Annotated in this window: 20 protein-coding genes and 1 riboswitch; of the genes, 12 read left to right on the forward strand and 8 right to left on the reverse strand. The window is 65.4% G+C overall.

What is annotated here, in order from left to right:
* The first annotated feature begins 8 nt into the window (after window positions 1-8).
* From DKT70_RS04710 to DKT70_RS04745, 8 genes are all read left to right on the forward strand, one after another.
* Window positions 9-1,535 (forward strand): alpha-amylase family glycosyl hydrolase, encoded by a 1,527-nt coding sequence (locus DKT70_RS04710; RefSeq protein WP_111558217.1) that lies wholly within the window; start codon window positions 9-11, stop codon window positions 1,533-1,535.
* Between the two features lie 16 nt (window positions 1,536-1,551).
* A complete protein-coding gene (locus tag DKT70_RS04715; RefSeq protein ID WP_111558056.1) occupies window positions 1,552-2,760 on the forward strand; it encodes an ABC transporter ATP-binding protein in 1,209 nt (402 codons plus the stop codon).
* Window positions 2,761-2,841: 81 nt separating this feature from the next.
* Window positions 2,842-3,798: a GAF domain-containing protein gene (locus DKT70_RS04720; protein WP_233490422.1), complete on the forward strand. Its 957-nt coding sequence runs from the start codon at window positions 2,842-2,844 to the stop codon at window positions 3,796-3,798.
* Between the two features lie 127 nt (window positions 3,799-3,925).
* Window positions 3,926-5,452, forward strand: a complete 1,527-nt coding sequence (gene adh, locus DKT70_RS04725) for an aldehyde dehydrogenase (protein ID WP_111558057.1) — start codon at window positions 3,926-3,928, stop codon at window positions 5,450-5,452.
* A 109-nt stretch (window positions 5,453-5,561) separates the two neighbouring features.
* On the forward strand, window positions 5,562-6,617 hold the full coding sequence (locus DKT70_RS04730) for a DNA topoisomerase IB (RefSeq protein WP_111558058.1): 1,056 nt from the start codon (window positions 5,562-5,564) through the stop codon (window positions 6,615-6,617).
* Window positions 6,614-6,943, forward strand: a complete 330-nt coding sequence (locus DKT70_RS04735; protein WP_111558059.1) for a DUF779 domain-containing protein — start codon at window positions 6,614-6,616, stop codon at window positions 6,941-6,943. Before DKT70_RS04730 ends, DKT70_RS04735 begins: the two co-directional genes overlap by 4 nt.
* Window positions 6,944-7,014: 71 nt before the next feature.
* Window positions 7,015-7,932, forward strand: a complete 918-nt coding sequence (argC, locus tag DKT70_RS04740) for an N-acetyl-gamma-glutamyl-phosphate reductase (protein ID WP_111558060.1) — start codon at window positions 7,015-7,017, stop codon at window positions 7,930-7,932.
* Window positions 7,933-8,094: 162 nt separating this feature from the next.
* A complete protein-coding gene (locus DKT70_RS04745; RefSeq protein WP_158529946.1) occupies window positions 8,095-9,105 on the forward strand; it encodes a calcium-binding protein in 1,011 nt (336 codons plus the stop codon).
* A gap of 45 nt (window positions 9,106-9,150) precedes the next feature.
* On the opposite strand, the gene gcvP is transcribed toward DKT70_RS04745, so the two are convergent.
* Genes gcvP through gcvT form a run of 3 tightly spaced genes read right to left on the reverse strand, consistent with a single transcriptional unit; the run spans window position 9,151 to window position 13,542 of the window.
* A complete protein-coding gene (gcvP, locus tag DKT70_RS04750; RefSeq protein WP_111558062.1) occupies window positions 9,151-11,991 on the reverse strand; it encodes an aminomethyl-transferring glycine dehydrogenase in 2,841 nt (946 codons plus the stop codon).
* A gap of 56 nt (window positions 11,992-12,047) precedes the next feature.
* Entirely contained in the window at window positions 12,048-12,404 is a 357-nt protein-coding gene (gene gcvH / locus DKT70_RS04755) for a glycine cleavage system protein GcvH (protein WP_072296884.1), read from the reverse strand.
* 13 nt (window positions 12,405-12,417) lie between these two features.
* Window positions 12,418-13,542, reverse strand: a complete 1,125-nt coding sequence (gcvT, locus tag DKT70_RS04760; protein ID WP_111558063.1) for a glycine cleavage system aminomethyltransferase GcvT — start codon at window positions 13,540-13,542, stop codon at window positions 12,418-12,420.
* A gap of 146 nt (window positions 13,543-13,688) precedes the next feature.
* A riboswitch (glycine riboswitch) is annotated at window positions 13,689-13,778 on the reverse strand.
* A 116-nt stretch (window positions 13,779-13,894) separates the two neighbouring features.
* Here gcvT and DKT70_RS04765 point away from each other — a divergent pair.
* Window positions 13,895-15,568, forward strand: coding sequence for a glycosyl transferase family 90 (locus DKT70_RS04765; protein ID WP_111558064.1), 1,674 nt, complete (start codon window positions 13,895-13,897; stop codon window positions 15,566-15,568).
* Here the strand turns inward: DKT70_RS04765 and DKT70_RS04770 are convergent.
* The 5 genes from DKT70_RS04770 to fliK form a co-directional block, all read right to left on the reverse strand.
* Complete coding sequence (locus DKT70_RS04770; RefSeq protein WP_111558065.1) at window positions 15,565-16,644, reverse strand: ABC transporter ATP-binding protein; 1,080 nt, start codon at window positions 16,642-16,644, stop codon at window positions 15,565-15,567. The two genes, DKT70_RS04765 and DKT70_RS04770, sit on opposite strands and share 4 nt — an antisense overlap.
* 73 nt (window positions 16,645-16,717) lie before the next feature.
* Entirely contained in the window at window positions 16,718-17,497 is a 780-nt protein-coding gene (locus tag DKT70_RS04775) for an SDR family oxidoreductase (RefSeq protein ID WP_072296882.1), read from the reverse strand.
* Between the two features lie 56 nt (window positions 17,498-17,553).
* Window positions 17,554-18,240, reverse strand: coding sequence for a ribulose-phosphate 3-epimerase (rpe, locus tag DKT70_RS04780; protein ID WP_111558066.1), 687 nt, complete (start codon window positions 18,238-18,240; stop codon window positions 17,554-17,556).
* A 137-nt stretch (window positions 18,241-18,377) separates the two neighbouring features.
* Window positions 18,378-19,046 carry a flagellar hook capping FlgD N-terminal domain-containing protein gene (locus tag DKT70_RS04785; protein ID WP_111558067.1) on the reverse strand — a complete coding sequence of 223 codons (669 nt, stop codon included), beginning with the start codon at window positions 19,044-19,046 and terminating at the stop codon, window positions 18,378-18,380.
* Between the two features lie 9 nt (window positions 19,047-19,055).
* Entirely contained in the window at window positions 19,056-20,459 is a 1,404-nt protein-coding gene (fliK, locus tag DKT70_RS04790; protein WP_111558068.1) for a flagellar hook-length control protein FliK, read from the reverse strand.
* Between the two features lie 100 nt (window positions 20,460-20,559).
* Between fliK and DKT70_RS04795 the strand changes: the two genes are divergently transcribed.
* The 3 genes from DKT70_RS04795 (at window position 20,560) to DKT70_RS04805 (ending at window position 22,148) form a co-directional block, all read left to right on the forward strand.
* On the forward strand, window positions 20,560-20,817 hold the full coding sequence (locus tag DKT70_RS04795; RefSeq protein ID WP_072296665.1) for a rod-binding protein: 258 nt from the start codon (window positions 20,560-20,562) through the stop codon (window positions 20,815-20,817).
* Window positions 20,814-21,131 carry a hypothetical protein gene (locus tag DKT70_RS04800; RefSeq protein ID WP_111558069.1) on the forward strand — a complete coding sequence of 106 codons (318 nt, stop codon included), beginning with the start codon at window positions 20,814-20,816 and terminating at the stop codon, window positions 21,129-21,131. The genes DKT70_RS04795 and DKT70_RS04800 overlap by 4 nt, the downstream gene beginning before the upstream one ends.
* Window positions 21,132-21,299: 168 nt before the next feature.
* Entirely contained in the window at window positions 21,300-22,148 is an 849-nt protein-coding gene (locus DKT70_RS04805; RefSeq protein WP_111558219.1) for a flagellin N-terminal helical domain-containing protein, read from the forward strand.
* The last annotated feature ends 4 nt before the right edge of the window (window positions 22,149-22,152 follow it).

Here is a 22,152-nt window from a genome sequence, read left to right on the forward strand (position 1 = left end):
TGACGGAAATGAAGACGGATTGGTGGAAGGGCGGCGTGATCTATCAGATCTATCCGCGCAGTTTTCAGGACACGACCGGGGACGGCATCGGCGATCTGACCGGGATCGCGCAGCGCCTGCCCTATGTCGCCTCGCTTGGCGTGGATGCAGTCTGGATCTCGCCCTTCTTCACCTCTCCGATGCGTGATTTCGGCTATGATGTCAGCGATTACCGTGGCATCGACCCGATCTTCGGCAAGATGGACGATTTCGACTGGCTGGTCGAACGGGCGCATGAACTGGGCCTGAAGGTGATGATCGACCTGGTGATGTCGCATACCTCGGACCAGCATCCCTGGTTCAAGGAAAGCCGCGCCAGCCGCAACAACCCCAAGGCGGACTGGTATGTCTGGTCGGACCCCAGGCCCGACGGAACGCCGCCCAACAACTGGCTGTCGATCTTTGGCGGCAGTGCCTGGCAATGGCATGCGCGTCGCGAACAGTATTACCTGCACAACTTCCTGAACTCGCAGCCCGACCTGAACTTCCACAACATGGAGGTGCAGGACGCATTGCTGGACATGGTGCGGTTCTGGCTGGAAAAGGGCGTGGACGGCTTCCGGCTGGACACGATCAACTTCTATTTCCATGACGAACAGCTGCGCGACAACCCGCCTTTGGCGCCGGAACTGCGCAAGGCCGACACTGCCCCGGCCGTGAACCCCTATAACCACCAGAGCCACCGTTACAGCAAGTCCCAGCCCGAAAACCCGGTCTTCCTGGAGCGGTTGAACCAGGTGATCGTCCCCTATGGCGCGTCGGTCGTGGGCGAAATCGGCGACAGCGAGCGTGGGCTGGAACTGCTGGAGGAATATACCGGCGTGCCGGGTCGCGTGCAGATGTCCTATGTCTTCGACTTCCTGTCGGGCGACAACCTGCCGGCCAGCCGCATCGTCGAGGTCTTTGAAGGCCTGCTGGCGACCGCGCCCAATGCCTGGCCGTGCTGGGCCATGTCGAACCATGACGTGGTGCGCCATATCAGCCGCTGGAACCTGACCGATCAGGCGGCCAAGGCCTATGCCACGGTGCTGATGTGCCTGCGCGGGTCGGTCTGCCTCTATCAGGGCGAGGAACTGGGCCTGCCCGAAGCCGAGCTGAAGTTCGAGGAATTGCGCGACCCCTATGGCATCGAGTTCTGGCCCGAGTTCAAGGGCCGCGACGGCTGTCGCACGCCGATGGTCTGGGACATGGGGGTAAATGGCGGCTTTTCGACCAGCCAGCCTTGGCTGCCGGTGCCGCATCCGCATCTGCAGCGGACCGTGGTCGGCCAGGAAGCCGACGCCCAGTCCATGTTGCACCATTACCGTTGGGCGATCGGGCTGCGCAACAAGCACAGCGCCCTGCGCGCCGGCACCATGACCGATATCAAGGCCGAGGGACCCGTCCTGTCCTTCCGCCGCGCCGACGACCTGCAGACCCTGCTGATCCGCGCCAACCTCTCGGAAGACGAGGTGGCCGGACTGATGCCGTGGCAGGTTCAGATCATCGAAGGATAAGGGAGAGAGAACCGAAATGGCCGACCTCAAATTGACCAGCCTCGCCAAGTCCTACGGCGATGTCAGCGTGCTGAAGGACATCGATCTGGATATCAAATCCGGCGAGTTCATCGTCTTTGTCGGCCCTTCGGGTTGCGGGAAATCGACCCTGCTGCGGATGATCGCGGGGCTGGAACAGATCACGGCGGGTGAACTGCAGATCGCGAGGCGGGTGGTCAACGACATCCCCCCCAGCCAGCGCGGCATCGCGATGGTGTTCCAGTCCTATGCGCTCTATCCGCATATGACGGTCCGCGACAACATGGCCTTTGCCCTGAAGATCGCGGGCCAGTCCAAGGACCAGATCAAGGCCGCCACCGACAGTGCGGGCAAGATGCTGCAGCTGACGCCCTATCTGGACCGCCTGCCCAAGGCGTTGTCGGGCGGCCAGCGTCAGCGGGTGGCCATCGGACGCGCGATCGTGCGCGACCCGCAGGTCTATCTGTTCGACGAGCCGCTGTCGAACCTGGACGCCGCCCTGCGCGTCGCCACAAGGATCGAGATTGCGCAGCTGAAGGCATCGATGCCCGACCGCACGATGATCTATGTCACCCATGACCAGACCGAGGCGATGACGCTTGCCGACCGCATCGTGGTGCTGGCCGGTGGCGGGATCGCCCAGGTCGGCGCGCCGCTGGAACTGTATGAGCGCCCGGTCAACGAATTCGTGGCCCAGTTCATCGGCAGCCCGGCGATGAACCTGCTGCCCGGCCGCGTCAAGACCGTCGGTTCCGTCACCACCGTCGCGCTGGAGGGTGGTCTGGAAGCCCGGGTCGCCATCCCCACGCGCGAGGGCGATCAGGGCATGCAGGTCAATTTGGGCGTCCGCCCCGAGGACATGCGCGAGGCCGATGGCGACGCGCTGTTCGAAGGCACCGTCGATCTGACCGAAGCCTTGGGCGAAGTGACGCTGCTCTATTTCGGGACCAATGCCGAAACGGTGCCGATCATCGCCAAGCTGCCGGGCATCCATCCGGGCCTGAACGGTCGCAAGGTGCGCCTGACCGCCGATCCCGATGCGCTGCACCTGTTCCACAACGGGCAGTCGCTGCTGTATCGCGATGGTGACCTGCCGCCCTATCAGCCGCGCACGACGCCTTCGGGCAGCATGGGCAGCACGCCTGCGGGTGACGACCGTCAGGCCCCGACCGACGGTATCATCAAGCCGGAAGGCCCGGTCCGCTGAAGACCCCTCCGGGGTGCGACCAAAGTTCTGCATCGCACCCCGCAAAATCTGCTATGCTTCCCCCACCTTGGGAGGGGGAAGATGATGCAACGCAACCACGCCGATCTGGTCGCCGAGCAATCGCAATCGCGCAGCGCCACATCGGCTCTGGCCGCATCCTGGCGGCGGTCGATGATGAAGCACGGGCTGGATCCCGGCGATCACCGCAGGCCCGACCGGCTGTCGGCCACCGAATTGCGGCATCGTCATCAGGCGATGCAGGCGTTCCTGCATGTCGCGGGTCCGCAGCTGGACCAGCTCTACAATCTGGTTGGGCTGTCGGGCTGCAACGTGCTGCTGACCGACGCGCATGGGGTGGTCTTGGACCAGCGCGTGTCGGATGGGGATGCGGCGCAGTTCCGCGAATGGGGTCTGTGGCGCGGCGCCGACTGGTCCGAGGCCGCGCAGGGCACCAACGGCATCGGCACCTGTCTGGCCGAGGGGCGGCAGGTCACCATCCACCGCGACGAACATTTCCGCACGCGCAACACCGGCATGTCCTGCATGGACGCCCCCATCTGGGGCCCCGACGGGCGGCTGCTGGCGGCGCTGGATGTCAGCAGCGCGCGCGCCGACCAGACGGAACGCTATAACCGGCTGATCTCGGCGCAGGTGGCGCAGACCGCGCGCGGGATCGAGGCGATGTTCTTCCGCTCGAGCTTTCCCGATGCGCGGATCGTGGTGGCCTCGGACGATCACCCCGATGCGGCGGTCCTGCTGGCGGTGGACAAGGACGACCTGGCCATCGGCGCGACGCGGGCCGCCCGCCGCATGCTGGGTCTGGAGCGCGAGGGGCGCATCCGCCCGCGTCCCGCCGCCGACCTTCTGGGACGCCAGGACGACCTGACGGGTTTCGACCGTGCCGAACGCGCCGCGGTCATCCGGGCGCTGGCGCGGGCGCAGGGCAATGTCTCGGCGGCGGCGCGGGCCTTGGGGATCGGGCGGGCGACCATGTACCGGCGCATGACGCGGCTGGGGATCAGCGAAAACCACGGCTGACTGTCCCACCGCTGATACACCTTCTGCGCCGCGGCGAGGATCACCCGTTGCCGCGAATCGCTGCGCAGCACAGCCTTGGGACAGACCCGGATGGGGAGATCCGGGAAGACACCCCAAGGAGGAACCGATGCCGAACGACCAGACGCATGAATTCAAGGGCGTGGGCGTGATGCCCTTTGCCGCCCGTTACGACAACTTCATCGGTGGCGAATGGGTCGCGCCGAAATCGGGCAAGTATTTCACCAACACCACCCCCATCACCGGTGCCGCCATTGGCGAGATCGCCAGGTCGAACGCCGATGACATCGAGGCCGCGCTGGACGCCGCCCACAAGGCCAAGGACGCCTGGGGCAAGGCCTCGACCACGGAACGGTCGAACGCGCTGCTGCGGATCGCCGACCGGATGGAACAGAACCTGCAGCTGCTGGCCACCGCCGAAACCTGGGACAACGGCAAGCCCATCCGTGAGACGATGGCCGCCGACCTGCCGCTTGCCGTCGACCATTTCCGCTATTTCGCGGGCGTCCTGCGCGCGCAGGAAGGCGGCATCAGCGAGATCGACAATGACACTGTCGCCTATCACTTCCACGAACCGCTTGGTGTCGTGGGCCAGATCATCCCGTGGAACTTCCCGCTGCTGATGGCCTGCTGGAAACTGGCGCCTGCGCTGGCCGCCGGCAACTGCGTGGTGCTGAAGCCCGCCGAACAGACCCCGGCGACGATCATGATCTTTGCGGAGCTGATCGCCGACATCCTGCCGCCGGGCGTGCTGAACATCGTGAACGGTTTCGGCCTGGAGGCCGGCAAGCCCTTGGCCAGCAATCCGCGCATCGCCAAGATCGCCTTCACCGGGGAAACCACCACCGGCCGGCTGATCATGCAATATGCGTCCGAAAACCTGATCCCGGTGACGCTGGAACTGGGCGGCAAATCCCCCAACATCTTCCACGAGGATGTCTGCCGCGAGGATGACGATTTCTTCGACAAGGCGATTGAAGGCTTCGTGATGTTCGCACTGAACCAGGGCGAGGTCTGCACCTGCCCGTCGCGCGCGTTGATCCACGAAAAGATCTATGACCAGTTCATGGAAAAGGCGCTGAAGCGGGTCGAGGCCATCGTGCAGGGCGATCCGCGCCATGAGGCCACGATGATCGGTGCCCAGGCATCCAGCGAGCAGAAGGAGAAGATCCTGTCCTATTTCGACATCGGTCGGAAAGAGGGCGCCGAGATCCTGACGGGCGGCGAAACCGCCGATCATGGCGGCGAATTGTCGGGCGGCTATTACATCAAGCCGACGGTCTTCAAGGGCCATAACAAGATGCGCGTCTTTCAGGAGGAGATCTTTGGCCCGGTCGTGTCCGTGACCACCTTCAAGGACCATGACGAGGCGCTGTCCATCGCCAATGACACGCTTTACGGCCTGGGCGCGGGCGTCTGGTCGCGCGATGCCAACACCTGCTACCGCTTTGGCCGCGCCATCCAGGCGGGCCGGGTCTGGACGAACTGCTATCACGCCTATCCGGCCCATGCGGCCTTCGGCGGTTACAAGCAGTCGGGCATCGGGCGCGAAAACCACCGCATGATGCTGGATCACTATCAGCAGACCAAGAACATGCTGGTCAGCTACAGCCCCAAGAAGCTCGGCTTCTTCTGATCCGCAACGGTGGGCGGGCCGCCGGGGCCGCCCACCGATCCTTCGGCAACCGCCGGGGGATCTGCGGCGTTGGGGCAGGACGCATCCCCTCCCTGTCGGACTGCCCCACATGCCCAAAGACAGCATCATCGACCCCCAGGACGCCGCCGAAAGCGCGGGCCTGATCTATGTGAACGACGACATGGCGGGCATCACCCGCGTCAGGTCCGGCAAGGGCTTTTCCTATCGCGACGCCAAGGGCCGGACGATCAGGGACAAGGCTGAACGCAAGCGCCTGGCGTCGCTGGCCATTCCGCCCGCCTATGACGATGTCTGGATCTGCCCGGACCCGCGCGGCCACATCCAGGCGACGGGGCGCGATGCCAAGGGGCGCAAGCAATATCGATACCACCCTGATTTCCGAGAGGTCCGCGACAGTGCCAAATACGACCGCATGCTGGATTTCGCGAAGGCCCTGCCAGCCTTGCGCGCGCAGGTCGATCAGGACATGTCGCGACGCGGGATGCCCGCGGAAAAGGTGCTGGGCACCATCGTCTATCTGCTGGAACATACGATGATCCGCGTCGGCAATTCGGATTATGTCAAACAGAACAAGTCGCACGGGCTGACGACCCTGCGCGACCGGCATGTCAGCTTTGACGGCAACAGGATCCGGTTCAGGTTCCGCGGCAAGAGCGGCAAGGAATGGGACCTGGGGCTGCGCGACAGGCGGGTGGCGCGCATCGTGCGGGCCGCGCAAGAGATCCCCGGCCAGCACCTGTTCCAGTATCTGGACGAAGACGGCGCCCGACATCAGGTGTCATCGTCGGATGTGAACGCCTATCTGCGCGAGATCTCGGGGCGGCAGATCACGGCCAAGGATTTCCGCACCTGGACCGGCACGGTTTTGGCCGCCTTGGCGCTGTCGGAGTTTGAAAAGGCCGACAGCGACGCCGCCGCCAAGCGCAACATCCGCGACGCCATCGAAACCGTGGCTGCACGTCTGGGGAACACGCCGACCATCTGTCGCAAATGCTATGTCCATCCGCAGATCATCGACGCCTATCTGGCCGACGAGTTGAAGCTGGAACTGCAGGACAGCATCGAGGACAATCTGAATAGCGCCGACCTGCGTCTCGAGGAAAAGCAGGTGCTGCGCCTGCTGAAAAGGAGGTTGAAGTCATGAGCACCGTCACCGCCACCCCCGAAGCCCTGGACCTGATCCGGGAAATCGTGGCCGATCACGGCCCCGTCCTGTTCCACCAGTCGGGCGGCTGTTGCGACGGGTCGTCGCCCATGTGCTATCCCCAAGGCGATTTTCGCATCGGCGACCGCGACGTGAGACTGGGAGAGATCGGTGGCGCGCCCTTCTACATTTCGGCCAGCCAGTACGAGGCATGGAAGCATACCGACCTGATCATCGACGTGGTCGCCGGGCGCGGCGGCATGTTCAGCCTGGATAACGGACGGGAAAAGCGCTTTCTGATGCGGTCGCAGCTGTGCAGCATCTGATGCGCATGGGCGTTGTGACCCCGTTGATGTTCGGCTAAACAGACGGCAACCCCCCAAAGGAAGGTTGTCCCATGACCCACAGCGTCTTCATCGATGGCGAAGCCGGAACCACCGGCCTTCAGATCCGCGACCGCCTGCTGGGACGCGAGGATATCCGACTGATCCAGATCGACCCCGCACGCCGCAAGGATGCAGAGGCGCGGGCCGAAGCGTTTCGGGCTGCCGATGTCGCGATCCTGTGCCTGCCCGATGATGCCGCGCGCGAGGCGGTCGAACTGACCCGCGACATGGATGTGCGCCTGATCGACGCTTCGACCGCGCATCGGATCGATCCGGACTGGGTCTTCGGCTATGCCGAACTGGCCCCCGAGATGCGCGAACTGATCGCAGGCGCGCGGTTCGTCAGCAATCCGGGATGCTATTCCACCGGTTCGATCGCGATGATCGCCCCGCTGGTGGCGGCCGGCCTGATCGAGGAGAACGAGGCGCTGACCATCAATGCCGTCAGCGGCTATACCGGCGGCGGCAAGGCCCTGATCGCGGAATACGAGGCGCAGACCGCGCCGCCGCATTTCGTCTATGGCCTGACGCAGCGCCACAAGCACATCCCCGAGATCATGACCCATGGCGGCCTGCTGATCCAGCCGATCTTCTCGCCCTCGGTCGGGAATTTCGCGCAGGGCATGGCCGTTCAGCTGCCGTTGCATCTGGATGACGAACGCAGCATCGCGGGCCTGCACCAGGCGCTGTCCGATCACTATGCCGGGCAGGATTTTGTGCAGGTCGTGCCCGCCGACCAGATCGGCGCGCGCATCGATCCCACCGCGATGAACGGCACCAACGTGATGCAGATCAGCGTCCATGGCGACGAGGATGCGGGCTGTGCCAATGTTATCGCGGTGCTGGACAACCTAGGCAAGGGCGCATCGGGGGCCGCGGTTCAGAACCTGAACATCATGCTGGGCCTTCCGGAAGGCGCGGGGCTGTAACAGGCCGCGGGCTTTATCCTTTGACAGACGGAAAATCCGGCCGTTAACGTTCCAAGCGTTAACACGTACCGGATGGCCTGCAAATGGCTGCAGGCCTCCGTTGTCAAACCGGAGGCCGAGATGGCGAGATTGACCGCAAATTCCCGCTTTGATCAGACCCGGATGGATCTGAATGTTCTGAGCCGTAACCGCGTCGATGTCGAATTCTTCGACGACGTCAATCTTGCCATTGACGGCCAGCCCATCGAGGATGTCTTCCTGATCAGCTATCTCGATGGCGGCTTTGCCTCCAACGCCTATCTGGGCGGCCAGGATTTCCGGCTGGGTTCGGACGACTTTTCAATCATGGGCACGCTGAACGCGGTCGCCATCGCCGCCGAAAGTGCGGGCGTGACGATCCAGAACTGGCGGATCAGCGGCCTTGAGACGCCTTTGTCCGACCTGGTGACCGCCGCCGAAAGCGCGGGCCAGGCCGACGACCGGCAATTCATCAGCCGCGTCCTGTCGGGCAGCGATGTCTTCCGGCTCAGCGGCGGTGACGACAGGGCGATGGGTCTTGACGGCAATGATCGGATGATGGGCAAGGGCGGCGATGACAGCCTGCAGGGAAATGACGGCGCTGATACGATCCTGGGCGATGGCGGCATGGATGTGCTGTGGGGCGGCAAGGGCTTTGATGTCCTGCGCGGTGGATCGGGAGCCGATACCGTGATCGGCGGCAGGGGCCAGGACCAGCTGCTGGGGGGCTTTGGCGATGACCGCTTGGAGGGGCACGTGGGTAGCGATCAGCTGACGGGCGGACGGGGCAATGACCTGCTGATCGGCGGTCGCGGGCGCGACCTCATGACCGGCGGGCAGGGCGCGGATGTGTTCAAGTTCAATATGCTGGCGGATTCGGGACGCTTTGCTGCCGGGGCGGACGTGATCCAGGATTTCGGTGTCAGACGTGACCGTATCGACCTGTCGGCGATCGACGCGGACATTGGGGTCAAGGGCAATCAGGCCTTCACATTGTCGCTGGATGGGCTGAGCGGACAGGCGGGCCAGCTGGCGATGCTGATCGACGCGGACCGGACCCGGGTGATGATCGATATCGACGGCGACGCGACTGCTGACATGATGATCAGCCTGATCGGTCGGCTGGATCTGGGTGCGGATGACTTCATCCTGTGACGTCATGCCCTGCGCAGCCGGACTGCGCAGGGCCGTCTTCATTCCTTATTCCGCAGCCTCGGCATAGGCCTCCAGCGGCGGGCAGGTGCAGATCAGGTTGCGGTCGCCATGGGCATTGTCCACGCGCCCGACCGGTGGCCAGTACTTGTCCACGCGGAAGGCACCCGGCGGAAAACAGCCCTGTTCGCGGCTGTAGGGGCGGTCCCAATCGCGGACCAGATCCTCGACCGTGTGGGGGGCGTGGCGCAGGGGGCTGCTCTCGACCTCGATCCGGCCTTCGGCGATATCGGTGATCTCGTCCCGGATCGCCAGCAGGGCGGTGACAAAGCGGTCGATCTCGGCCTTGGTTTCCGATTCCGTCGGTTCGACCATCAGCGTGCCCGCGACGGGCCAGCTCATCGTCGGGGCGTGAAAGCCGTTATCAACCAGACGCTTGGCGATGTCATCGACCGTGACGCCATGTTCAGCAAAGGGCCGGGTGTCGATGATGCATTCATGCGCCACGCGGCCACGATTGCCCATGAACAGGATCGGATAGGCCCCGGTCAGCCGCGCTGCGATATAGTTTGCGTTCAGGATCGCCACGCGGGTCGCCTGCGTCAGGCCCTCGCCGCCCATCATCAGGCAATAGGCCCAACTGATCAGCAGGATCGAGGCGCTGCCATAGGGGGCCGCGCTGACCGCGCCGCTGTCACCTTCCTGCGGATCGCCGGGCAGGAAGGGCGCCAGATGCGCGCGCACGCCGATGGGGCCCATGCCGGGGCCGCCGCCGCCATGCGGGATGGCGAAGGTCTTGTGCAGGTTCAGGTGGCTGACATCGCCGCCGATCTCGCCGGGTTTCACCAGACCGACCAGCGCGTTCATGTTCGCGCCGTCGATATAGACCTGTCCGCCATGATCATGGGTGATGTCGCAGACCTGACGCACCGTGTCTTCAAAGACGCCATGCGTGCTGGGATAGGTGATCATCACCGCCGCCAGCCGGTCGCCGGCCTTGGCCGCCTTGTCGGCGAAATCCTCCAGGTCGATATCGCCGTTCGGGGCCGATTTCACCACCACGACCTGCATGCCGCACATCTGCGCGGTGGCAGGGTTGGTGCCATGGGCGCTGACGGGGATCAGGCAGATGTCGCGCTGATCGTCGCCGCGGCTGCGGTGATAAGCCTGAATGGTCAGCAGCCCCGCATATTCCCCCTGCGCGCCGCTGTTGGGCTGCATGGAAAACGCGTCATAGCCGGTAATGCGGCACAGCTTTTCCACCAGATCGCCGATTGCCTCGTGGTATCCCGCCGCCTGGTCATGCGGTGCGAAAGGGTGCAGCGCGCCGAATTCCGGCCAGGTGATGGGCATCATCTCGGCAGCGGCGTTCAGCTTCATGGTGCAGGACCCCAGCGGGATCATTGCCCGGTCCAGCGCCAGGTCGCGGTCCGATAGACGACGCATATAGCGCATCATCTCGGATTCAGCGCGATTCATGTGAAACACCGGGTGGGTCAGGTATTCGCTGTCGCGCAGCAGGTCGTCGGGGATGGCGGGCGCGGTGGCGGGCGTTGCCGCATCGGTGATGCCGAAGGCGTCCAGCAGCTTGGTGATGACGGTCGTGTCCGTCGTCTCGTCGACGCTGATGCCGACGCGGTCACGGCCGACCTTGCGCAGGTTGATGCCCCGGTGACGCGCGGCGGCCATGATGCCCTGTTGGCCGACGCCCACGCGCACGGTGATCGTGTCGAAGAAGGTCTCGGGGGCGACATCGGCACCTGCATCGCGCAGGGCGTCGGCGATAGTCACGGCATGCAGGTGGACGCGCTGTGCAATCGCCCGCAAACCTACCGGCCCGTGGAAGACGGCATAGAAGGACGCCATCACCGCCAGCAGTGCCTGCGCGGTGCAGACGTTGCTGGTCGCCTTTTCGCGGCGGATATGCTGTTCGCGGGTCTGCAGCGACAGGCGATAGGCCTGGTTGCCGGATGCGTCGATGCTGACGCCGACGATCCGCCCCGGCATGGCGCGCTTCAGCGCATCGCGGCAGGAGATGAAGGCCGCGTGCGGCCCGCCATAGCCCATTGGCACGCCGAACCGCTGCGCCGAACCCACGGCGATGTCGGCACCCATCGCGCCCGGCTCCTTCAAGACGCAGAGCGCCAGAAGGTCGGTCGCGACGATGGCCAGCGCGCCCGTGCCGTGCAGGGCGTCGATATCGGCGGTCAGGTCGCGGACATGCCCATAAGTGCCGGGATACTGGAAGATCGCGCCAAAGACGGCGGCGGGGTCCATGTCCTGTGCGTCGCCTTGGATGACCTCGATGCCCAGGGGGGCGGCGCGGGTCTGGATCACGGCGATCGATTGTGGGTGCAGGTTGCGATCGACGAAGAAGCCCTGCGCCTTGGATTTCGACTGGCGGCGCGCCATGGCCATCGCCTCGGCCGCGGCGGTGGCTTCGTCCAGCAAGGACGCATTCGCCACCGGCAGGCCGGTCAGATCCGCGACCATGGTCTGGAAGTTCAAAAGCGCCTCAAGGCGACCTTGGGCGATCTCGGGCTGATAGGGGGTATAGGCGGTATACCAAGCCGGGTTTTCCAGGATGTTTCGCTGGATGGCGGGGGGCGTCACGGTCCCGTAATACCCTTGGCCGATCAGGCTGGTCATCACGCGATTTTTCGACGCGACCTCCTTCATGCGCGCCAGCAGCCCGGCCTCGGACAGGGCGGGCCAGTCCAGCACATCCTTCTGGCGGATGGCCTGGGGCACGGTCTGGTCGATCAGCGCGTCAAGGCTGTCGGTGCCGACGGCCTTCAGCATCTGCTCCATCTCGGCGGGCGAGGGGCCGATGTGGCGGCGGTTGGCGAAATCGTCGGGGTTGTAGTCGCTTGCAGTCCAGCGGGTCATTCGGGTCACGCTCCTGGCAGGGGGGATGCGGGGGCCGCGCGCCCCCGCACGGGAGGTCAGTCGACCAATGCCTTGTAGGCAGCTTCGTCCATGAAGCCTTCGATCGCGGCCGGATCGGCCGGCTTGATCCGGAAGAACCATGCCGCCATCGGGTCAGCGTTCACATCGCCCGGCGCATCTGCCAGCGCCGTATTGACGGCGGTGATGGTGCCGCCGACGGGGGCGGTGATGTCGGACGCGGCCTTGACCGATTCGATAACCACGATCTCGTCTCCGGCGATGACATCGGTGCCTTCCTCGGGCAGTTCGATGAAGACGACGTCACCCAGCTGTTCGCTGGCGTGCTTGGTGATGCCCACTACGATCTCGTCGCCCTCGGCGCGCAGCCATTCATGGTCGTCGGTATATTTCAGCATAGCGTTATCCTCAGCGTTTGTAGGAGGGCGTGACAAAGGGAAGTGCTGTGATGGTGACCGGAACGCGCTTGCCGCGCAACTCGGCCCAGATGGTGGCGCCTTCGGGAAGGCTGGCGTCGATGATCGCCATGGCGACGGGCCCGCCGACCGAGGGTCCGAAGCCCCCCGACCGCACGGTGCCAAGGGGGGCGTCGCCGGTTTGATCGGCAAACAGGGTGACGCCTTCGCGGATGGGGGCGCGGCCTTCGGGGCGCAGCCCGCGGCGCGTCGTGGCGGCCCCTGCGTCCAGTTCGGCCAGCACCGCATCCGCACCGGGAAAACCGCCTGCCCGTGCGCCGCCGTTGCGGCGGGCCTTGGGGATGGACCAGCCAAGGGCGGCCTGGGCCGGCGTCACGTCGGGATCCATGTCATGGCCGTAAAGCGGCATTCCGGCCTCCAGCCGCAGACTGTCGCGGGCGCCAAGGCCGATGGGGGCCACCTCGGGCTGGTCCAGCAGGGCGCGGGCGAAATCCTCCAGCGCGGCATCGGGAACCGAGATCTCGAACCCGTCCTCGCCGGTATAGCCCGACCGCGAGATCCACAGATCATGTCCCTGCCAGTCAAAGCTCAAGCTGTCCATGAAGCGCATCTCGACGGTGGCCGGGATCAGTCGCTCCAGCACACCCGCCGAACGCGGGCCCTGCAAGGCCACCAGCCCGCGATCGGTCACGGGTTCGATGGCGACGCCATCCAGCGTTCGCAGATGGGCGATGTCCTGATCGGCGCAGGCGGCATTGACCACCAGCAGGAAGTGGTCGCCGCGATTGGCGAACATCAGGTCGTCCAGAATGCCGCCCTGTTCATTGGTGAACAGGCCATAGCGCTGGCGTCCCGGCGCCAGGTCCAGAACGTTGGCGGGGATCAGCGTTTCCAGCGCCAGCGCGGCGGTCTGGATATTGCCGTCCAGCGGGCGAACGAAGACCTGTCCCATGTGGCTGACGTCGAACAGCCCGGCGTTTTCACGGGTATGCAGATGTTCGGCCATGACGCCCATCGGGAACTGGACGGGCATGTCCCATCCGGCAAAGGGCACCATCCTGGCGCCAAGTTCGACGTGAAGGTCGTGCAGACCTGTCCGGCGGGTCGTGTCGGCCATGGGGCCTCCTGCTGTTCCTGCCGAACGCTCGGCATCGGTTGGGCGGGCAAGCTGCCCGCGCGTCGATGCCCCCTCTGTCCCTGCCCGGATCGGGCGCCTGAGATCGTTATCCCTTCGGCGGGCCTTGCGGCCACTCTCCAGAGTTCTTGGGGAAAACGGTCCTTTTGCCTGAGAGTTCGCCGGGGCGGCTGCTCCTTCGGCCCCGGATTGTCACCGGTTTCTCCCGAATTCCTGTGATGGTGCTACTGTCAGGCCGCTGTCAAAGCAAGCCTTTTGTCGTAGGGGGCGGGGCGGTTGACAGTGCCAACCGCCCCGGCCCATCGTCCGGGCGGACCTGTCGCGGAAAGACCCGATGCCCCCCAAGTTCTTCCAGATCGGCTTCAACAAATGCGGCACGACCTTCATCGCCAGGCTGTTCGACCTGAACGGCATTCCCGCCATCCACTGGGCCGAGGGTGCGCTGGCCGATGACATCGCCTATTCGCGGCTGACGGGTCGGGCGCCGCTGCAGCGCTGGTCCCGCGACACCGTCGCCTTCACCGACATGGAATCGGTGCGGTTCCTGAACATGCCGGTCATCGAGGCCTTCAAGAATTATGCCTTCCTGGATGCCAGCTTTCCGGATGCGGTCTTTCTTTTGAACACGCGCGATGTCGATGATTGGGTCGCCAGCCGCTATCTGCATTGGGGCGGGCGCTATGCGCGCAGCTATGCGGCCTGCCTGGGGGTTCCGCTGGCCGATCTGGGCGATATCTGGCGGCGGGACTGGCATGATCACATCGCCGGGTGTCGCGCCCATTTCGCGGGCCGCGACCGGTTTCTGGAAATCGATATCGACAGGGCCGCCCCCGAGGATTACCGCGATGCCCTGGCCCCTTGGTTCGACCTGCCCGTCCTGCCCAAGGCGCCGGGCGCGGGGGTGCGCCAGGCGCGCAAATCCTATCCCGAACGTTTGCAACAGATGCTGCAGGCCCCCACACCCGACATCCGCCCGGACCGTCGGGACAAGCTTGCCGCCCGATTGGCAGGCTTTGCCCGACCCGCGCGGCTGACGGGGCGGACGGGATGCCCCGGCGATCACGCGCTGCTGCTGGATCTGGACCGGGGGCGGCTGACGAATGCCAAGGGCGCGATGCAGCCCGTCACGCGGGGACCGGATGGGCGTTTCTATCAGGATGCGGGGCATTTCGAACTGCTGCGCACGACCTCGACCGCAAATGATATCGCGCAGCTGACGAATACGGGCCGCTATTGGCTGGACATGCGGCCCGCCTGCCTCACGGGCAGCGTGCAGTCTGCGGGCGGGCCGGTGATCGCGGGGCTGCGCCGCCGGGGGGCCAGCGACGTGTTCCTGTGGCCCGCGCCCTGGTTGCACCGCATCGGCAATGCGGGCTTTCCGGCTGCCACGATGGCAGATGATCCGCCCTTCGACGACCGCCCCGACATCGCTGTCTGGCGCGGTGCGCTGTCGGGCTATGCCCAGGACCCCGGCGCGCGGGATCTGAACCACCGGATCGAAGGCGCCCTTGGAGATGCTCCCGATGCCCAGGCCATCCGGCGCAGCGCCCGCTGGCGGTTCCTGAAGGACCATGCCGGCATGACGGGGGTGGATCTGGCGCTGCGGGCCGATGACCGGACGCGGCGCGCGCTGAAGGCGGCGGGGCTGAGCGTCCCCATGCGCGATGATGCGCCGCAGGGTCGCTATGCCATCTGCTTGGGACGCAGCGACGGTGATGCCGATTTCCTGCCCTTGGCCAACAGCCACGCCATCGTCCTGAAAGAGGAGGATGGCTGGGAAAGTTTCGCGACCGGTCTGTTCAAGCCGTGGCGGCATTATATCCCGCTGGCCTCGGGCGGGGCGGATCTGGTGGAGCGTCTGGAGTGGGCGCGGGCGAACCCGAATGAATGCAAGCGCATCGCGGGCCGGGCGCGGCGGATCTGCGAAGGCCTGGCCGATCCCGTCGGGCGTCGCGCGCATCTGGAACAGGTGCTGGCGGCCTATCGCGAGGCCACGCGGCAGGGCTAGCGGCGTGGAAAGACGAAGACACGGTCGCGGCGCAGCATCAGCCACATCTGCGTGCCGACCGGCGGAAGAAAGACCCCCGGCACGGTCGCGTTCAGGCTGATGTTGCCCTGATCGGTGGCGAATTCCACCAGTGATTCGCGGCCCAGATAGCGCGCCCGCGTGACCCGTGCGCGGGCCGCCGTGCCGTTTTCCACCGTGGGGGCCGGTCCCTGGCCCGCGCGGTCGAAATCCAGTTTCAGATGCTGGGGGCGGATGACGATATCGACCTGCGCCCCGTCGGGCATGCCCGGCGTCAGGAACTGGCCGAAGGGAGTGTCGGTCAGCGCACCTTGGACGGTGCCTTCCAGAACATTGATATCGCTGAAGAACCCCGCCGCCTGCCGGTCCACCGGCGCGTTATAGAGGTTATAGGGCGCCCCCTGCTGGACGATGCGCCCCTGACGCATCAGCAGGATCTGGTCGGCCATGCGCATCGCTTCGTGCGGTTCATGGGTGACCAGCAGGACGGCGGTACCTTCCTCCTTCAGCAGGGCCAAGGTTTCGTCGCGGATGCCGTCGCGCAGGCGTTCGTCCAGGCCGCTGAAGGGTTCGTCCATCAACAGCACGCGGGGGCGAGGGGCCAGGGCGCGGGCCAAGGCCACGCGCTGCTGTTCGCCGCCCGACAATTCATGGGGAAAGCTGTCGATATGGGCCGACATGCGCACCCGGTCCAGCAATTCGGTCACGCGGTCGCGGTTGGCCTTGAAGCCGCCGGGCAGGCCAAAGGCCACATTTTCGCGGACGGGCAGATGGGGAAACAGGGCAAAGTCCTGGAACATCAGCCCGATGGCGCGGCGTTCTGGGGGGACGCGGAAATGCGTGTCGCAGATCAGGTTGCCGTCCACCATGATGCGGCCGCTGTCCTGCATGTCGACGCCCGCGACGATCCGCAGCGTCGTCGATTTGCCGCAACCCGAAGGCCCCAGCAGACAGGCCACCTGCCCGGCCTGGACCTGGAAGCTGACGTCCTCGACGACGGGCGCGCCGTCGAAGGCGCGGGTCAGGCTCTGGACTTCCAGTCTTGGGGGCGTCGTCACGATCTTGGCCTTGGCAGATGGAAAGGGTCGGGGATGCCTATCAGGGCCACCCCCGGCCCGCAACTGCGGCCCCTTACAGCGTGGCGTTCACCGCGCCGCCATCCAGCAGGATGTTCTGGCCGACGATGAAGCGCGCCTGCTGGCTGCACAGGAAGGCGCAGGTCGCGCCGAAATCATCCGCCCGGCCATAGGTGCCGGTGGGAATGGTCGCCTCGCGCTGGGTGCGGGCCTCGGACGGGGTGATGCCCTTGGACTTGGCCACGCCCGCGTCAAGGCCGGTGGCACGGTCGGTGTCGTGGATGCCGGGCAGGATGTTGTTCACGCAGACGCCCTTGCCCGCGACCTGGCGCGACATGCCCGCGACAAAGCCCGTCAGGCCGGCACGCGCCGTGTTCGACAGCCCCAGCACCGCGATGGGTGATTTCACCGATTGCGAGGTGATGTTGACGACACGGCCCCAGCCCCGGTCCATCATGCCGGGCACCAGTGCCTGCATCAGCGCCACGGCCGACAGCATGTTGGCGTCGATGGCCTTGATGAAATCGTCGCGGCTCCAATCCTGCCAGTCGCCGGGGGGCGGGCCGCCCGCGTTGGTGACAAGAATATCGGCCTGCGACACGGCATCCAGCACCTTGGCGCGGCCTTCGGCGGTGGTGATGTCGGCGGCGACAGGCGTGACGCTGACGCCGTATTTCTCGGCGATTTCATGGGCGGCCTGGGTGATTTCGGATTCGGTCCGGCTGTTGATGACCAGATCGACGCCCGCCGCGGCCAGAGCCTCGGCGCAGCCGCGGCCCAACCCCTTGGAGGCCGCACAAACCAGCGCCCGTTTTCCCTTGATGCCCAGATCCATCGCGTCCTCCTGCTTGGCTATGTCGGCGGGCAGCAGACGCTCGGGCGGGCCGATTGTCAAACGGCTTCGATGGCGCCGCGAATCGCGCGCATGTTGTCGCCATAGACCGAAGGCCGATCGACCGAGCCGCCCTTGAAGACCGCCGATCCCGCCACCAGCACATCCGCGCCTGCCTTGGCGACCAGCGGTGCCGTGACCGGATCGACGCCGCCATCGACCTGAATGTGGATGGGCCGGTCCCCGATCATGCCGCGCAGGCGGGCGATCTTGTCGATCTGGCTGTGGATGAATTTTTGCCCGCCGAATCCGGGGTTCACGGTCATCACCAAGACCATGTCGGCCAGGTCCAGCAGGTATTCGACCGCCTCGACCGGGGTGCCGGGGCTCAGGGCGATGCCCGCCTTCTTTCCTGTGGCGCGGATGGCCTGAAGGGTGCGGTGGGGGTGGGGGCCTGCCTCGACATGGGCGGTGATCATGTCGGCGCCCGCCTCGGCATAGGCGTCGATATAGGCGTCGACCGGCGCGATCATCAGGTGGACATCCATGAAGGTCTTCACATGCGGGCGGAAGGCCTTCACGGCAGGGGGGCCGAAGGTCAGGTTCGGGACGAAATGCCCGTCCATCACGTCGACATGGACCCAATCGGCGCCCTGATCCTCGATGGCGCGGATCTCGGCGCCGAAATTGGCGAAATCCGCCGAAAGGATCGAAGGGGTGATCTTGATGGTGCGGTCGAAGGTCATGGCGGGTCCTTTCTGCGGCTGCCCCCGGCGTCCAGTCCGCGCGGAACGATGCGCCCGGCGCCAAGGTCGCCACGGGTTACGGTCGAAAGCATCCCCGCGTCAACAGTCCTGTCCTGCCGATCATGCCGCCCCTGCCATCACGCGGGATCGCGCAGCGCCGTTACCTGGTCGACAGAGGCAGAGCTGCCGCCCTGGAAGATCACCTTGGCGCCTTCGGGACCCAGCTGGGCCTCGGTGATGCGGGCATAGGCACCAGCACGGGCCTCGTCGATCAGCTCTCCGTTGCGCCAGCTTTCCAAGGTAAAGCTGTAGGTGCCGTCGGGCAGCTTGCTGCCGTCCTCGGCCCGTCCGAACCAGTCGATCTGACCCGTGCCCGGCCCGATCTCCTCTCGGGCGACGACGTTGCCGCTGCCATCCATGGTGATCAGCTGGACATTGTCGGCCATGGCATGGGGGGCGATGTCCAGCGTCAGGGGGCTGTCGCCGAACCAGACGGGGGCCGTCGTGCGGGCCTCCTTGCCGATCCATCCCGAAATGCTGCCAAGACCGCCGGCGCCACCGGACCCGGCCATCTGTTCCAGATATTTGTTGCCAAGCGCCTGCTGTTCCACCCCCGCGAAGGTGGCCAGCTGTATCGCGAAATCCGTCCCCTCCATGGGGTTCAGGGGGTCCTGATTCTTCAATTGCGCGGTCAGCATGGTCAGGAAGGTCTGAAAATCGCCCCCCGCCGCACCCGAAAATCCAGAGGCCGTGGGTTGGGCGCTGACCTGCGGGGTCGCGGGGGTGGTGGTGATGGCATCGACCATGGGTCTCTCCTAAAGCCGGATATCGACGCGGCGGTCGCTGACCGGCGGCGTTGCGATCTGCATGCGGGTGGTCACGGGACGATCGGTGTCATCAAGGTCAGGACGGACGATCCCTTCATCGCCGTCCTGCCAGGGGCCGCCGTGATCCTGGCGGAATTCCATGTCCATCGTGTCGATGCCGGCCTCCTGAAGATGCTGGACCAGCATGTCGGCGTTGCGGCGCACCAGATCCAGCGTTTCGGGGCGTTCGGCCCAGATGGTGACGTGGTTCCGATCCGGTCCGGACATGACGACCCGAAGACGTCCCAGTTCCTCGGGCGAGAGGGCGATTTCGGTGGCATCCTTGCGGGTCGTGACCATGGCCGACGTGACCTGCTGCATCACCGGGCGCGGGTCCGCATGGGGTGCGGGGGCATGGGACGGGGTCAGGGCGGGCGCGGCCGAAGACGAGGCCTCGCGATGCGGCTGAAGGGGCTGGACGTCCAGTGCTGCCGCCTGATCGGGAATGATCGATGCATCCCGCAGGATCGGTGCCGCCGGTTTGGGGGCAAGGGGCAGGCCGTCAGCAACGCTGCGCAGCCGTTCGGTCTGCACCGGATCGACCGATTGGGTCGCATCGCCGATGGCGGGCGCCAGGGGGTCCCCGGTCCACAAGCCGTCGGGCGGAACCAGCGTCGACTTGCCAGAGGCGTCCACGGCAGGGGCGGGCGCCGGCTTCTGCGCGCGCGGATCGGCCTTGCCGCCAAGGGGTTGCGGCATGACGGTTGCCTGGGCGGCGACGGGCGGCTGCGCGTCGGCAGGCTGCGTCGGCTGCACGGGTGTCGGGACCGCCGGCACCTGCGCCGACGATTCCTTTGGCGTCGCACCTGCCGTGGTGGCGAGAACGCGCGCATCCTGTGTTTGCAGCGCGGTGGACACCGCCAGACCCGCATTGGGTGGCGCGTTCCCGGCCTCGGCGAAAGTTTCGCGGGAAAGGGGCATCGCAACCGGTGTCGGAATGACAGGGGCCTCGGATGTCGCCACCATTGCGTCCGCCGTCATATCCGACGGTATGGCCATCTCCGGTTCCGGAACCGGCGCAAAGATCAGCTCGGCCTCCGTCAGCTCTTCCATTGGCGCTGCGGGGGCCGGCATGACCATGGCCGCGAATTCGGGGGGCAGGACGCTTGCCGGGGGGGCGAAATCGGCGCTGATGCCGCTGGCCTGCAGCAGCCACTGCGCCAGTGGATCGCCGCCCTTCGGCATGACGGGCATGCCGGGCGTCAGCGCCTTCGGCGCCACCTGCATGGTGCCAATCGTCCAATCCAGCAGACCGGGATCAAAGCCCGAATCGACCGTTGGCGGCGTCGGGGCAATGCCGGGCGGCATATCCGCGACTGGGATCAGGCTGGTGGTGACGTGCATGTCCGACATTGGAAGCCCCGTGGTTTTTCCCTGCCTATCCGGGATTCCTTACCAATTATTTACGGCTGTCTGCTTATTTGGGCCCATCCAGAAATTGACGGGAAATTTCATGAAAATCGACCCTATCGTTCCCACGCAGACGACCGACCCGAAGGTGACGGTCGAATCGAAACTGGAACAGGCGTTCCTTGAAGAGATGCTGAAATATTGCGGGCCTTCGTCGATGAAGGGCGAATTCTCGGGCGGTGCCGGAGAGGATCAGTTCAACAGTTTCCTGACCCGCGAATACGCCGCCAGCTTGGCCGGACGCCTGGACCTTAACCTCAATCCGGGACTCTCCCGCATCGCCGGGGGGACCGGCGCATGAGCCGCGCCCTGACACGCCAGGTGGGCCAAATCCGCGCCGCGCTTCTGTCCGGCGATCCCCATACCGCCCTGATCCGAATCGAAGATCTGGTCCGCACGGCTGCCCGCCAAGGGGTGGATGCCGGAACCCGCGCCGCCCTGGAACCAGCATTGGCCGAGCTGCGTGACCTTGCCCAGGCCTCACTTTCGGGGGCCCAGCAAGCGGCCGAACAGGTGCGCGCCATCATCCAGGCGGCGCGCAGCCTGCAGACCTATGATTCCCAGGGGCGCAAGACGGTAACCGCCACCCGCGCCGCATCACCGCAAAGATTTTGATAAAATTCACTGCAAGGTTTGTTTGAGAGGAGGCCCTGCATTCACTAGTTGTAAATCTCCGCCGGTTAGAACGGTGACATGCCAGAAAAGGCGCAGGGCAAAGGCCCGTCCGGTCAGAAGGCCATCAATGCAAACCCCGGTGCAAAGCACCTTTTGACGGAGGACAACATGTCCAGCATTCTGACCAACAACAGCTCGATCGTCGCACTTCAGACCCTGAAGTCGATCAACGCGCAACTGGGTAAAACCCAGAGCGACATCGCGACCGGCAAATCGGTTGCCAACGCCAAGGACAACGCCGCTGTCTGGGCCATCTCGAAGGTGATGGAAACCGACCAGTCGGCATTCAAGGCGATCCAGTCGAACCTGAACGTGGCCGACGCGACCGTCGCAACCTCGCGCACGGGGGCCGAGCAGGTCACCAACCTGCTGCAGGAAATCAAGGATCTGGCCATCGGTGCCACCGTCAGCACCGCCGATTTCGCCAAGATCGACACCGATATCGACGCCAAGTTCAAGCAGATCGCGGCGGTGGTTTCGGGCACGCAGCTGAACGGCGTGAACCTGCTGAAGACCGGCACCTCGATGAGCGTGGTTGGTTCGCTCGACCGGACCAACGGCACGGCCGAAACCACCGCCAACGTCATCGACGTCGCCACGGTGGATCTGGAGGCCGGCTTGGGTCTGGACCTGACGGCCGGGACGTCCTCGAACTACACCGGCATCACCGACACGACCACGGCCGAAGCCATGGTGACGGCGATCGAAACCATGATCGACGCCTCGGTGAAGGGTGCGGCGCAGCTGGGTTCGGATGGCAAGCGCATCAGCGACCAGGCAAATTTCGTCGGCAAGCTGGGTGACTCGCTGAAGCAGGGCGTCGGCTCGCTGGTCGATACCGACATGGAAGAAGCGTCCGCCCGCCTGCAGGCGCTGCAGACGCAGCAGCAGCTGGGCATCCAGGCGCTGTCGATTGCGAACCAGTCGCCCTCGGCCGTCATGTCGCTGTTCCGCTGATGAC

The organism is Paracoccus sediminilitoris (genome assembly GCF_003259195.1).
GTDB classification, from domain to species: Bacteria; Pseudomonadota; Alphaproteobacteria; order Rhodobacterales; family Rhodobacteraceae; genus Paracoccus; species Paracoccus sediminilitoris.

Coding starts and splice junctions, on each gene's coding strand:
- DKT70_RS04745 (WP_158529946.1), top strand. CDS start 8,095: ATGGATCTGAATGTTCTGAGCCGTAACCGCGTCGATGTCGAATTCTTC.
- adh (WP_111558057.1), top strand. CDS start 3,926: ATGCCGAACGACCAGACGCATGAATTCAAGGGCGTGGGCGTGATGCCC.
- DKT70_RS04775 (WP_072296882.1), bottom strand. CDS start 17,497: ATGGATCTGGGCATCAAGGGAAAACGGGCGCTGGTTTGTGCGGCCTCC.
- DKT70_RS04765 (WP_111558064.1), top strand. CDS start 13,895: ATGCCCCCCAAGTTCTTCCAGATCGGCTTCAACAAATGCGGCACGACC.
- argC (WP_111558060.1), top strand. CDS start 7,015: ATGACCCACAGCGTCTTCATCGATGGCGAAGCCGGAACCACCGGCCTT.
- DKT70_RS04720 (WP_233490422.1), top strand. CDS start 2,842: ATGATGCAACGCAACCACGCCGATCTGGTCGCCGAGCAATCGCAATCG.
- DKT70_RS04795 (WP_072296665.1), top strand. CDS start 20,560: ATGAAAATCGACCCTATCGTTCCCACGCAGACGACCGACCCGAAGGTG.
- DKT70_RS04735 (WP_111558059.1), top strand. CDS start 6,614: ATGAGCACCGTCACCGCCACCCCCGAAGCCCTGGACCTGATCCGGGAA.
- DKT70_RS04710 (WP_111558217.1), top strand. CDS start 9: ATGAAGACGGATTGGTGGAAGGGCGGCGTGATCTATCAGATCTATCCG.
- DKT70_RS04785 (WP_111558067.1), bottom strand. CDS start 19,046: ATGGTCGATGCCATCACCACCACCCCCGCGACCCCGCAGGTCAGCGCC.
- DKT70_RS04715 (WP_111558056.1), top strand. CDS start 1,552: ATGGCCGACCTCAAATTGACCAGCCTCGCCAAGTCCTACGGCGATGTC.
- DKT70_RS04730 (WP_111558058.1), top strand. CDS start 5,562: ATGCCCAAAGACAGCATCATCGACCCCCAGGACGCCGCCGAAAGCGCG.
- DKT70_RS04805 (WP_111558219.1), top strand. CDS start 21,300: ATGTCCAGCATTCTGACCAACAACAGCTCGATCGTCGCACTTCAGACC.
- gcvP (WP_111558062.1), bottom strand. CDS start 11,991: ATGACCCGCTGGACTGCAAGCGACTACAACCCCGACGATTTCGCCAAC.
- rpe (WP_111558066.1), bottom strand. CDS start 18,240: ATGACCTTCGACCGCACCATCAAGATCACCCCTTCGATCCTTTCGGCG.
- fliK (WP_111558068.1), bottom strand. CDS start 20,459: ATGTCGGACATGCACGTCACCACCAGCCTGATCCCAGTCGCGGATATG.
- DKT70_RS04800 (WP_111558069.1), top strand. CDS start 20,814: ATGAGCCGCGCCCTGACACGCCAGGTGGGCCAAATCCGCGCCGCGCTT.
- gcvT (WP_111558063.1), bottom strand. CDS start 13,542: ATGGCCGACACGACCCGCCGGACAGGTCTGCACGACCTTCACGTCGAA.